This is a genomic window from Streptomyces sp. NPDC056231 (assembly GCF_048270745.1).
Taxonomy (GTDB): Bacteria; Actinomycetota; Actinomycetes; order Streptomycetales; family Streptomycetaceae; genus Streptomyces.
Genome location: NZ_JBLVKW010000027.1, coordinates 23,119 through 34,207, shown reverse-complemented (window position 1 = coordinate 34,207; position 11,089 = coordinate 23,119). Strand labels below are relative to the sequence as shown.

Annotated in this window: 11 protein-coding genes; 6 read left to right on the top strand and 5 right to left on the bottom strand. The window is 66.8% G+C overall.

The genetic code is table 11. The features are described 5' to 3' along the window. Window positions 1-10: 10 nt before the first annotated feature. Window positions 11-505 carry a hypothetical protein gene (locus ACNPQM_RS21470; RefSeq protein WP_418085317.1) on the top strand — a complete coding sequence of 165 codons (495 nt, stop codon included), beginning with the start codon at window positions 11-13 and terminating at the stop codon, window positions 503-505. A gap of 126 nt (window positions 506-631) precedes the next feature. Here the strand turns inward: ACNPQM_RS21470 and ACNPQM_RS21465 are convergent, their stop codons facing one another. The 3 genes from ACNPQM_RS21465 to ACNPQM_RS21455 form a co-directional block, all read right to left on the bottom strand. Continuing rightward, window positions 632-2,023, bottom strand: a complete 1,392-nt coding sequence (locus ACNPQM_RS21465) for a zeta toxin family protein (RefSeq protein WP_418085316.1) — start codon at window positions 2,021-2,023, stop codon at window positions 632-634. After that, window positions 2,016-2,297, bottom strand: coding sequence for a hypothetical protein (locus tag ACNPQM_RS21460; protein ID WP_418085315.1), 282 nt, complete (start codon window positions 2,295-2,297; stop codon window positions 2,016-2,018). Before ACNPQM_RS21460 ends, ACNPQM_RS21465 begins: the two co-directional genes overlap by 8 nt. Before the next feature lie 89 nt (window positions 2,298-2,386). Beyond that, window positions 2,387-2,839 carry a hypothetical protein gene (locus ACNPQM_RS21455; protein WP_418085314.1) on the bottom strand — a complete coding sequence of 151 codons (453 nt, stop codon included), beginning with the start codon at window positions 2,837-2,839 and terminating at the stop codon, window positions 2,387-2,389. A 154-nt stretch (window positions 2,840-2,993) separates the two neighbouring features. Between ACNPQM_RS21455 and ACNPQM_RS21450 the strand changes: the two genes are divergently transcribed. The 5 genes from ACNPQM_RS21450 (at window position 2,994) to ACNPQM_RS21430 (ending at window position 8,817) form a co-directional block, all read left to right on the top strand. Then, window positions 2,994-3,809 carry a GOLPH3/VPS74 family protein gene (locus ACNPQM_RS21450; RefSeq protein ID WP_418085313.1) on the top strand — a complete coding sequence of 272 codons (816 nt, stop codon included), beginning with the start codon at window positions 2,994-2,996 and terminating at the stop codon, window positions 3,807-3,809. Between the two features lie 17 nt (window positions 3,810-3,826). Then, a complete protein-coding gene (locus tag ACNPQM_RS21445) occupies window positions 3,827-4,003 on the top strand; it encodes a hypothetical protein (protein ID WP_418085312.1) in 177 nt (58 codons plus the stop codon). 254 nt (window positions 4,004-4,257) lie between these two features. Then, entirely contained in the window at window positions 4,258-7,848 is a 3,591-nt protein-coding gene (gene dnaE, locus ACNPQM_RS21440) for a DNA polymerase III subunit alpha (RefSeq protein WP_418085311.1), read from the top strand. After that, a complete protein-coding gene (locus tag ACNPQM_RS21435) occupies window positions 7,845-8,279 on the top strand; it encodes a DUF6300 family protein (RefSeq protein WP_418085310.1) in 435 nt (144 codons plus the stop codon). The genes dnaE and ACNPQM_RS21435 overlap by 4 nt, the downstream gene beginning before the upstream one ends. A 346-nt stretch (window positions 8,280-8,625) precedes the next feature. Continuing rightward, entirely contained in the window at window positions 8,626-8,817 is a 192-nt protein-coding gene (locus ACNPQM_RS21430) for a hypothetical protein (protein ID WP_418085309.1), read from the top strand. Between the two features lie 157 nt (window positions 8,818-8,974). Here the strand turns inward: ACNPQM_RS21430 and ACNPQM_RS21425 are convergent, their stop codons facing one another. After that, window positions 8,975-10,138: a helix-turn-helix domain-containing protein gene (locus ACNPQM_RS21425; protein WP_418085308.1), complete on the bottom strand. Its 1,164-nt coding sequence runs from the start codon at window positions 10,136-10,138 to the stop codon at window positions 8,975-8,977. Next, window positions 10,128-10,922: a hypothetical protein gene (locus ACNPQM_RS21420; protein ID WP_418085307.1), complete on the bottom strand. Its 795-nt coding sequence runs from the start codon at window positions 10,920-10,922 to the stop codon at window positions 10,128-10,130. Before ACNPQM_RS21420 ends, ACNPQM_RS21425 begins: the two co-directional genes overlap by 11 nt. Window positions 10,923-11,089: the final 167 nt, after the last annotated feature.

The following is an 11,089-nucleotide window of genomic DNA, read 5'->3' as shown; positions in this document are numbered from 1 at the left end:
GGAGACCGCGTTGAGCACGCCGGAAGAGCCCACAGGCACGGTGGTGGAGGCGGTGAAGCTCGAAGCACCGCTGCTACGGCTGATGACGGAACCAGAGATCCTGGAGCGGGAGGCCCGGCTCCTGCGAGCGAAGGACGCCGCCCGACGCCTCGCGCAGCCGCTGCAGGAGTCACCGGACGTCCTGCGTCTCCTGGCCGAGCAGGGCGTCCCGCCCGAGCTGGCCGACCGGGCACGCATCGCCGTCCAGGAGGACCGGGCGTATACCCAGGCGCAGGCTGCCCGCGCCCACGCCCAGGTGATCCGGCTGCATGACCAGCACGAGAAGGCCGAAGCCGAACTCACCCGGCGCCAGCATCTGCCGCCCGACCAGCGGCAGGCCGAAGCCGCTGAACGGGCCCGTCAACGCGCCGCCCGGGCACCGCAGACTGCTCAGTACCGCCCAGTGCAGCAGCCGGCCTTGACCGGTCCGGCCATCTCGCCAGGTCCACGGCAGTGGCGCAGCTGACGAACCGGAACAGCCCGAACCGGCGGGCCGCGCTGCATGGCGTGGATTGTGCATGCCATAACTGCACTCGGCTTGATGTATCCCGCTCTGCCGGTCCGGGCCGTTGCTCCTGGCTCAGTGGGGCCGCTATTGGCTGAGTCCCCGGCGTGGTCCGGGGTGTTGCGGGCCGTCGAGCCGGGGACCAGTTGCTGATTGACGGTGCGGCTGCTGTGCCAGCACTGGGTGAGCGGCGTGCACCTGGGCGCGGATACCCGACTCGACCTGCTGGTGCGCCGAGGGGAGCTGGCGACGCCTTTCTTGCTCTGCACTGACTTGAGACAGCTGGTGCCGGAGCTTGGTACCTCTCTGCCGGGCGTGCTCTTGATCTTCATGCAAGGAGGTGCGTGCCCGGTTCACCCTCTCGGGTGGAGCCCCCTGGTCTGTGAGCCGCTGGACGAGGCTGCCCATTTGGCCCTCTGCCCGCTGGGCAGCGCCCTCGGCAGACTGAACGGCTGCGGTCAGATGCAGGCGCCGCTGAGCGATCTCTTCGTCAGTCTGGAACGACAGAGGCAGTGGCTGGCCTGCGGGCAGGGGGCCGGACGCGAGCCCGCGCAACAGTCGCTGGGCTGCTTCGTGCGCGGACCGGGAGGGGCTGCGCGGGTCAGGGTAGGCCATGGCCACGACGGCGTCGGCGTCTGCGGTCAGCCGCTGGAGAACTCCGCCGCTCGCTTCGTCCACCCGGCCCTCCCCGGCGAAGGTGACAATGACCTGCTGGTAGCGGCTGAGCCAGCTCTGCGCTTCGGTGGCCGGCAGCGGACGAGCCCGCTCACTCTGGAGGGCCTGGACCGCTGCCGGGGCTGACCTCCACCGACCGTCGGGGGAGCGTTCATTGACGTAGAGGTCTGCGCCTGTGCGGTTCGTGATGGTGATCCGTTGAACTATCGCACTCGCCTCTGCCGCGGCCACGGTCTCCGGCATCATTCGGTACGACAGGTCCTGCAGTTCTGGAGGCGTCCACCGGCCGGGCAGTCCGGTGCCGGGAGTGAGGAACCGGTGCAGCGCATCAAGGCGGCTGCGTTCCTCCCGCACGCCGAGGGCAACGATTTCCACCCGGAATCCGGCGGCCGCAAAACGTTCGGCCGTGCTGATCGTCATGGCCGGATCGCGGAAGACGCCTTCGAGTACCAGGCTGTAGCGGTTCTTGAGCGCGTAGTCGATGCTCATGCGCACCCAGGGGCCGGAAGCCTGTGCGGTGCCGGTCTCGAACGTCTGCGGCCCCTCTCGGCGCAGCTCGTCGTACCGGGGGTGAAGAGAACGAAGTTCATCACCGGTCAGCGGCACCAGGTCGGCACCCTCGTAGGCCCGCTGAGTTGCCTGCATCGCCTGCGACTTGCCGGCCGCCGGCTGAGCGCCAAGAAGCACCAGGACCGGCTGGTCCGGCTGAGGCTGGTATCCATCGAAGACATAGCGCTGGACCGTAAGGTCGAACTCGGCCCGCAGCTGCTCCTCGGTCAGGAAGTACTTGCTCGCCTCAGCCACGCTCGGGCGACTCCAGCTCCTCGATCTCCCGCGTCCACCGGGCGATGTGCGCGATGAGCTGATCCCGATCGTGGGCCGGTACGGCACGGCGCGCGTCGCGCAGCGCCATCACCTTGTCCCACCACTCCTCACGCTCCTCGGCGGTCGCTGCCCTTTTCGAGCGGCCGTTGTAGAGGCCGGTGAGCGTGGTGGCCGTCTCCGAGAACTCGTCGAAGACCACGGTCGTTGGCACGTCCTGGTAGGGGTCGGCCGGAGGCTTGGCATGGTTGGTCATTCACTTCTCCTCATGTGTCGTTCAGCCGCCCCACGAGGTGAGGGGCGACAACGGGGCCGTACAGACCCACACAGAGCCCAGACCCAAGGTCAGCTCGTCAGACCACGCCACCAGTCAGCAACCTGGGGATCCATCCGGTAGAGCATCTCGGACTTGCCACTGTTGCCGTTGTAGCTGCCCTGCCAGTTCTCGATCGGCCACCGCTTCTCCCCGAACAGCTCCGCTGCAACACGGCTCAGGCGTGCATGTTCGTTGCGTTGCTGACGTTCATCGAGCCCTGAGCGCTCAAGGACTTCGGTAAACGTGACAGTCGCGCCGGCGCGCTCGACAGCGACTTCGAACAGGGCACGTACCCCTGCCAGGTGCTGGACTCGCCCCCACAGCAGACTGACCTGCTCTCGCGTCCAGAGCCCCTGCCGGGGGATGTTCACCGAGAACGCCGTGCCGTCGATGTCGGCAAGCAACCCCGTGAGCTTCTTCTGAACGGCCTCAACGTCCGCAAGCGCACCAACGACGGCGGCTCGCAGTACCTCTCGATCCATCACCCCTCCAGAGTCGTACACGACTCCACATGAACCTACTGAGTCGTGCACGAGGCCGCAAGGGGTTTCAAGGCCTCGCCTTCCTAGCGGAAGCCGGCGCGGAGGGTCCGCGGAGGACTCCCCTACACGGACAGACGCGCATACCCTGGCACGCATGACCACGGGGGATGAACTGCTTCTGCTCGCGATACGCCCCGGCCGGCGGCGAATACGGATGCGGGCCGAGGACCGGCTCCGGTTCGTCCTGCGGGCCTCGGAGTTGGCGGATCTGGGCCTGGCCGGACGGATCACCATCGGCCCCCGACGGATCGAGGTGATGGACTCCCAGCGCGTCGAGGACCGCCGCCTGAACAACGTCCTGCGTAGTCTGGGGGCAACCGCTCCTCCACCCAGCCTCAAGGACTGGCTGCGCCGGACACCACGCTCCCTCACCACCGAATACCTCTCCCGGCTGGAGGACCAGAAGGCGGTCAGGGTCCGCCGGTGGCGCGACCCCAGCGGCCGTATCCGCCACGACATTCTCTCAGTCGACCTATCGCGCCGCCAGGCGCTGCTGGCCCGTCTCGACAGCGTGGTCCGCTCCGGCTCCGTAATCTCCACCGCCGACCGTGACCTCACCCTCGCCGCCCTCGTCCAGGCTGCGGGCCTCGCCCGTGCCGCCTACCCAGCCCTGCGGGGCATCACCGACCGCCGCCGTTTGGCTGCCCTCGCCGCAACCGACCGCCTCGCCCCCGCAACCTCCGGAGCGGCCCCCGCAGCCGACGCGGAACTCGCTGCGGCACTGACCACCGGCGCCGACGTCCTCACCCGCCAACTCGTCAGCGAGCTCAGCGACCTCTACGCCGACTTCACCACCGGCGGCCATAGCCTCGGCCACGACCTGGACCCGGGCAGTTGGTCCGAGGGCGGCACACCCGGCACCGGCCACCACGGCGGCGGGCACGGGGACGGCGGCCACGGCAGCTGGTGACACCGACGGCACGATCCTTGTCCCAGTCCGGCAGCCGGCGCCAGCACGTCATGCCCGACCCGAAGCTGATGTCCCTAGCGGGGGCCGAACTCGCTGTAGGGGCCGATGCCGAGGGTGACGGCGTTGGCCTCTTCCTCGATGACGTCGGCGGCCTGCTGGTGGAACGGGACGTGGACGCAACGGTCATGTGCTGATCTCTCCCAACTGGGCCCGCTCCCAGGCCTTGATACTGAGGGAGACGTGGCAGCGCTCGTATCCGTTATGTCAACCCATTGACGCAACGGGCAGAGCACCACGGGGAGCAGTCGTGAGCTATTTTCCGTCATAAGCCGAGGTCACCGTTAGGCCCATTTTTGATCTTCTCTCAAGGCCGTCTTCGAGACGGTTTCGGAGTCCCCTGAGCGCTAGGGTGAGGCCTTCCCCGATCCACCCCGGAGGTGCCTGCCCGGTGGCTGACAGCTTTGTTCACCTGCACAATCACACCGAATACTCGATGCTCGACGGCGCCCAGCGCCTCAAGCCGATGTTTGCGGAGGTCGAGCGGCAGGGCATGCCCGCCATCGCGATGAGCGACCACGGCAACATGTTCGGGGCGTACGAGTTCCAGCAGGTTGCCAAGGGCTTCGAGAGCGTCAAGCCGATCATCGGGATCGAGGCGTATGTCGCGCCGTCCTCGCGCCGGAACCGCAAACAGGAGTTCTGGGGCCCGGGCGGTGTCAGGGCGATGTCGGACGACGGTGAGGGTTCAAAGGACGTCAGTGGCGGTGGCCGCTTCACCCACATGACGATGTGGGCGCAGAACGTCAAGGGACTCCAGAACCTGTTCTACATGTCGACGGAAGCGTCGTATACGGGACAATTCCCGGCCGGCAAGCCGCGCATGGACATGGAACTGATCTCCGAGCATGCCGAGGGGATCATCGGGACGACCGGCTGCCCCTCGGGCGCCATCCAGACTCGCCTGCGTCTGAACCAGTACGACGAGGCACGGGAGATCGCCGGCCAGTACCAGGACATCCTCGGGAAGGAGAACTACTTCCTGGAGCTGATGGACCACGGCCTGGACCTGGAACGCAACGTCCGCGGGGACCTGCTGCGCCTGGCGAAAGATCTCGACATCCCGCTGCTGGCCACCAACGACGCGCACTACGTTCTCGAAGAGCACGCGGACGCGCACGACAACCTGCTGTGCATCGGCGTCGGCAAGGACAAGGCCGACCCGAACCGGTTCCGGTTCAACGGCACCGGCTACTACCTCAAGACCGCCGCCCAGATGCGGGAGCTGTTCTCCGAGATCCCCCAGGCCTGCGACAACACTCTCCTGATCGCGGAGCGCATCGAGTCGTACGCATCGGTGTTCGAGAACGTCGACGAGATGCCGAACTTCCCCGGTGTCCCCGAGGGGGAGACGCAGGAGTCATGGCTTCGCAAGGAGTGCCTCAAGGGCCTCGCCATGCGCTACGGCGACCCGATCCCGGCCGAGGTCCTGGAGCGGTTCGAGACCGAGATGAAGGTCATCGGCCCGATGAACTTCTCCAGCTACTTCCTCGTCGTCGCCGATATCTGCCAGTACGCCCGTGACCAGAAGATCCCCGTCGGGCCTGGCCGTGGATCGGCAACCGGCTCGATCGTCGCGTACGCCACGCGTATCACCGAGCTGTGCCCGCTGGAGCACGGGCTGCTCTTCGAGCGGTTCCTGAACCCGGAGCGCATCAACCCGCCTGATGTCGACCTCGACTTCGACGACCGCCACCGCGACCGGATGGTGCGCTACGTCGTCGACAAGTACGGCGACGAGTACACCGCCATGGTGAACACCTTCGGCAAGCTCAAGGCCAAGAACGCGATCAAGGACACGTCGCGGCTCCTGGGCTACCCGTTCAGCCACGGTGAGCGGATCACGAAGGCGCTGCCGCCGGATGTGATGGGCAAGTCCATCCCGATCAACGGGATCTTCGACGAGAGCCACCCCCGCTACGGGGAGGCCGGCGAGATCCGGGCGCTGTACGAGAACGAGCCGGACGTCAAGAAGGTCGTCGACGGCGCCAAGGGCGTCGAGGGCCTGATCCGTAACACCGGGGTCCACGCGGCCGCGGTCATCCTGTCGAAAACACGTCTCACTGACCGTATTCCGCTCCACATGCGCGCCAAGGACGGCGTCAAGATCACCGGTTTTGACTACCCCAGTTGTGAGGACATGGGGCTGGTCAAGATGGACTTCCTGGGGCTTCGGAACCTGGGCGTGATCGACCATGCGCTGCAGAACGTCCGCGAAAACCGTGGCATCAACATCACCACCGACACGATGCCGACGGACGGTGCGCAGCAGATCCCGCTGGATGACGCCACGACCTTCCAGCTCCTGGCGCGCGGCGACACCTTCGGTGTGTTCCAGCTCGACGGCGGCGGCATGCGGACGCTGCTGAAGCTGATGGAGCCCTCCCGGTTCGAGGACATCGCGGCAGCCCTTGCCCTCTACCGGCCCGGCCCCATGGCCGCGAACGCGCACACGAACTACGCGCACCGCAAGACCGGCCGCCAGGAAATCGAGCCGATCCACCCGGAACTGAAGGACGCCCTGGAAGGCATCCTCGGCAACACCTTCCACCTACTCATCTACCAAGAGCAGATCATGGCCATCGCCCGGCAGCTCGCCGGGTACACCCTGGGCGGCGCCGACCTGCTGCGGCGAGCGATGGGGAAGAAGAAGCCCGAAGTGCTGGCCGCGGAGTGGGACAAGTTCTCCGACGGCATGATGAACAAGAACGGCTATTCCGAGGAGTCCACCAAGGCACTGTGGGACGTCATGCTCCCCTTCTCCGGGTACGCGTTCAACAAGTCCCACACCGCCGGATACGGACTCGTCTCGTACTGGACCGCCTACCTGAAGGCGAACTACCCGGCCGAATACATGGCCGCGCTCCTCACCTCCGTCGGGGACGACAAGGACAAGGCAGCGATCTACCTGGCCGACGCCCGCAAGCTCGGAGTCCAGGTACTCCAGCCGGACATCAACGAATCCGTCGCCAACTTCACCGCCATCGGCAACGACGTACGGTTCGGGCTCCGCTCGGTGCGCAACGTCGGCGAAGGCGTCATCGACTCTCTGGTGGGCTCCCGCAAGTCCAAGGGCAAGTACACCTCCTTCCCCGACTTCCTCGACAAGGCCGACATCGGCGCCCTCAACAAGCGGGCTGTCGAATCACTGATCAAGGCCGGCGCTTTCGACTCGCTTGAGCACAGCCGCAAGGGGCTGTCAGCCGTGCACGAGGACGCCATCGACGCGATCATCCCGGTGAAGAAGCAGGCCGCGATCGGGCAGGACGATCTGTTCGGCGACCTCGGTGGTGACAGCGACGAGCCGGCCTTCGGCCTGGACTTCCCCATCGACGCCGGCGAGTGGCCCCGCAAGCAGTTGCTGGCCGCGGAGCGCGAGATGCTCGGGCTGTACGTATCTGCACACCCGCTGGACGGCACCGAGCACATCCTGTCCCGCAACCGGGACACCACGATCAGCGAACTCCTTGGCTCAGGCCGTACGGAAGGCAATGTCCAGCTGTCCGGCCTCATCACCAGCGTGGACCGCCGGATGACCAAGCAGGGCAACCCCTGGGCGATCATCAACCTCGCGGACCGTGACGGCGAGATGGAGATCCTCTTCTTCCCAGCCGTCTACACCCTCGTCCAGCACGCTCTGATCCCCGACACCGTCGTCTCCGTCCAGGGACGCCTCAACGACCGTGACGGTGCAGTCAGTATCTTCGGACAGGAGATTCAGGCGCTGGACGTGTCCTCAGCGGAGAGCGGCGGCCGGCCACCGGTCACGCTGTCCTTCCCCGCCTACAAGATCAACGAGCGTACGGTCTCTGAGCTGAAGCGCATCCTTACTGCGCATAAGGGCGAGAGCCCGGTACGGATGCGAGTCCAGACGCCCACGAAGACCGTCCTGTACGAGCTCGGATTCCTGGTAGACCCGACCTCGGTCGCCTCCGACATCAAGGGCACCTTTGGCCCTGACGCCTGGCAGGGCGTGGCGTGAGAGACGAGGACGACGGAATCGTTCTGCGGCTTGCCGATCCACCGGACTGCGCAGGGTGCGGAGGGCCGGGACTGCTTCTGGTCCGGTTCCCGCATACCTGGAAAGACGGCCCCCCGTGCACCGGGGGGTCCGCTCCCCACCTGCAGCCTGCGTCAGCTGACACGTCCGCCTGCAAGGTGCTGGCTGACGCAGGCCATGCCAAAGAGGTGGACAGTATTCGGGAGGCGGTGCTTTGCCCGGTCTGCGATCGCGGGGAGCCAGCCTCGGACAGGCTCCTGGCATTCTTCGTGCTCCACGAGGCACTGGCTACCTCCGAACTCGCGACCTTCCACGTCCTCGTCACTGCCTGGTTAGCGGTTGCGCGTGACCGCGCGGTCAACCAGCACCAGCTCGACGACGAATTCCAGCGCTGGCGTAACGGGGAACTCTAGCCCTTCAGTGCGTTGTGGCAAAGGGAGTCCCTTCGGACACGAACGGAGTGTCGCACCCCGCTCCGACATCCACGAGGCGCTATTCACCCCTCACCAACAGCCGTCCATACCAACAAGACGGGTCACCCGGTCAGTTCGGCAGAGGAGACGATCAGGCTGTCCGTCCACCGGAAGACTGTTCTTTGGTCACCCTTCCTCCTTGTGCCCGACTGGTCCGCCGTCCTGGCCGGACGCGAGCAGGATGTGTCAGCGCCCGCGGCCCGGGGCGGGAGACCAGACAGCGAAGCCAACGTACGTAAAGGAGTACCGGAGTGCGGTCGGGGCCCTTTGGTGCTCGTGGCTGCCTGTGTACGAACTCTTCCGCGCCGCCCTGCCCGAATTCCTCGGCAGCCTCGGCGCCGCCTTCGCGCTGGGTGCCGGGGCCTGGACGGCCCGCTGGCTCCGCGGTCGCCGTCATGCCGCACCGCCCCTGCATCCCGGTTCGGGGCGGGATCCGGCCGACGGCGCTGTCGTACCGCTGGTGAGTCCGCAGGAGTAACCGGAGGTGCCGCCAGGGTGCCTCCTGCCGCGGGAGGCACCATCGGCCGCCCGGGGCCATGCCCCGGACCACTCAGCGGTACAACCGGCGCAAGTACCTGCTGGAGGACGGCCTGTTCCGGCGCCGGCCGCATGCTGGCCACCGGCGCCGGAACAGGTCACACCAGCCGAAGGACCGGCCGGCTGTCGGGTACGCCGAGCAGCTGGCGCACGCGCGCCGGACGCCATGCAAGTTCCTCGGCAAGGTTCGAAATGGTCAGGCCCTTCTCCCTCTCGGCCAGCTCGTAGGCCTGGGAAAGCAGCACGGGCTGCTCGCCGGGGAAACCGTCGACGGGCTCGGCGGCGAAGCCTGGCTGGTCCTCGAGCGTGCGCAGCCGTTGGTAACCCCGGCTCGCCGTCGCGTCGGAGATCATGCCAAGTTCCCGGCAGCGGTAGATGAAGGACTTCACGCTGACGCCCCAGACTTTGCGCAGTTCGGCGAGCCGTGCCAGGTCGAGACGGCGGGGCAGCAGGGGGGCAATGCTCGTGGCGGGGGTGAGGAACTCCGCGGCGAAGGCGTCGGCCTCGCGCTCCTGTCGACTGTCACCGGTGGCGTCGCCGTGCAAGACGAGGTGCCCCAGTTCGTGGGCGGCGGTAAAGCGGTGCCGGTAGATGTCGTCGGTGCGGTTGGGAGTTAGCACGGCCAGAGGGCGGGCGCAGCGGGAGGAAAAGGCGTCGACGGTCCGGGCCGCCTCGTCGGCAGCGGACGGCGAGACGACCACGATGCCGTGAGCCTCCATGCGCCGTACGAGGTGGGTGACGGGGCCGTCGCCAAGACCCCACTGCCGACGGAGTTCCCGCGCAGCTGCCGCCGGTTCCTGCGGCAAGGCCAGGCCAGGATGCACTTCACCTCCGGCGAAGCCGGGCAGGTCAACGGGCGGCAGCTGCACCCGCTTCTCCAGGGCATAGGTCAGTTCCCAGACCTGCTCGGCGAAGGCGAGGGCACGTTCCCGCTGCGCTTTAGGGGTGCTGCGCAGGCTGCGGAAATGGGCCATGGAGGCGTCGAGCCGGTTGCTCGGGCGGCCGGCGATGAAGAACGGCATTGGCACGTCGAGAACTTCGGCGAGGTGCGGCAGAAGGTCGGGGCGGGGCTTGGACACTCCTGTCTCGTACTGGCCGACGGCTGCAGGGCTCACCCCCAAGCGTTCGGCGACGTCCTTCTTGGTCATCCCGGCCAGGCGCCTTGCCTGGGTGAGGCGTGCCGGGTCAAAGGCGTCGTAGACGGCTCGCGGTGTGGTGCCGCGCTCCGCCATGCCCGGCAGGAGGGGCTGGTCAGTTCTCATTGTCCTCGTGTGCCAACGGCTCGATCGGTTCCGGCTCGGTCATGGGTGGGACGTCCCGTCCCTGCTCCGCGTCAGGCCGGGCGAACAGCAGAGGGACGGGCTGCTCGCCGGAGTCAAAGCTGGCGTGCTGCACCATGCTGACCTGCGGCGGAACGACGCTGAGCCTACGCCGGGTAGGCGTAGCCGCCAGGGGCAGGGGCTCCGGTGTCGTCACCCACTCCAGCGTCCCCTGCTCGTCGACGAGGGACGCCACGCCCCAATAGGGCATGAGAAGACCGTGCGGGTTGCACGCGTACGGCACGAGCACCAGCTGGGTGCCTTCCGGCAGCGACGCCAGCCGGGGGCGGACTTCGACCGAGCCAGGTCCGAACTCGGGATTTTCGTCGAAGATGCTGGTCTGTGAGGGCCGGGGTGCGAGAGTGAACAACTCCCGGATGAAGGGCCCTACGGAGGGCAGCTTCGCACTGCGGATGGGCGTGTCCTCCGTCGAGAAACGGAACGGGTACAGCAAGCCCCGGCCCACGTGGACCAGCTTGAACGGAAAGCCGTTCGGCTTGAAGACCACAGCACCTTCTACGTCCTCGAACTGCCGGGCCACCTGCGTGTACGAGCCCGGCCAACGGGTCCAACCGTACGGATGGTTGGTGTCGACCTCGCCCTCGTTCTGCGCCGCTCGGGCGTTGGCCTGCATATCAACCAAGGCCTGACCGAGCCGTTCCCGGACAAGCACTACCTGCTCGGAGCCGAACAGGTCGACTGCCCAGCGAGATTCTCCGTTCTGCACGCTCACCAACCTTCCGAATGATCACACTTCAGGACACAGCAAAGAGAAGCTCCCTTCACTTTAGTTTCTCTCAATCATCTTGCACAAGCGCTTCATTGGATCTCTTTCGCAAGGGCCTGTCAGGTTTCCGGCGCGTGAGTCAACCCCGTGCCGATAGCGGCAGAATC

Excerpts from the sequence above, each read along its gene's own strand:
- ACNPQM_RS21460 (WP_418085315.1), bottom strand. The coding sequence starts at position 2,297 with ATGACCAACCATGCCAAGCCTCCGGCCGACCCCTACCAGGACGTGCCA.
- ACNPQM_RS21455 (WP_418085314.1), bottom strand. The coding sequence starts at position 2,839 with ATGGATCGAGAGGTACTGCGAGCCGCCGTCGTTGGTGCGCTTGCGGAC.
- ACNPQM_RS21450 (WP_418085313.1), top strand. The coding sequence starts at position 2,994 with ATGACCACGGGGGATGAACTGCTTCTGCTCGCGATACGCCCCGGCCGG.
- ACNPQM_RS21425 (WP_418085308.1), bottom strand. The coding sequence starts at position 10,138 with ATGAGAACTGACCAGCCCCTCCTGCCGGGCATGGCGGAGCGCGGCACC.